The sequence below is a fragment of the Streptomyces sp. CC224B genome (assembly GCF_030010595.1).
Classification (GTDB): domain Bacteria; phylum Actinomycetota; class Actinomycetes; order Streptomycetales; family Streptomycetaceae; genus Streptomyces; species Streptomyces longispororuber.
In genome coordinates this window covers 1-619 of record NZ_JASCXL010000261.1, presented here as the reverse complement: position 1 = coordinate 619, position 619 = coordinate 1, and the positions used below count along the sequence as shown (strand labels likewise).

General features: G+C 69.8%; 1 protein-coding gene. It reads left to right on the top strand.

The window, feature by feature from the left end:
• Window positions 1–24: 24 nt before the first annotated feature.
• Window positions 25–619 (top strand): AMP-binding protein (locus QK440_RS41265; RefSeq protein ID WP_282798399.1); only part of this gene is annotated, 595 nt, incomplete at its 3' end.

Sequence of the window (619 nt, the reverse complement as noted above, 5' to 3'; positions counted from 1 at the left end):
GTCGAACCGGCCACGTTCCCGGACATGTTCGCCGCCCGCGTGCGGGCAGCCCCACAGGCACCCGCGGTCGAGTCGGAGCACACCACCTGGACCTACGCGGAGCTGAACACGCGGGCGAACCGCATCGCGCACTGGCTGATCGCCCAGGGCATCGGCCCGGAACAGCCGGTCGGCGTCGCGATGCCGCGCTGCCCGGAACAGGTGGCAATCGCTCTCGGCATCATGAAAGCAGGCGCCGCATACCTCCCCCTCGACCTGGAATACCCCGCCGACCGCATCACCTACATGATCGACGATGCGGCCCCCGCAGCGATCCTGACCACCACCGAATCCACGCACAACCTGCCCACAGGACCGGCCACACGCGTCATCGCGGTCGACACGGCCCACATACGGCACGCCTGGGCGCACAGCCCGGACCACGACCCCGACACCGAACTGACCCCCGCCCACCCGATGTACGTGATCTACACGTCGGGCTCGACGGGACGCCCCAAGGGCGTGACGGTCACGCACGCCGGTCTGGCCGCGCTCAGCGCCACCACCCGCGAACGAATGGCGCTGGACACCGACTCCCGCGTCCTGCAGGTGGCCTCACCCAGCTTCGACGCGGCGTTCT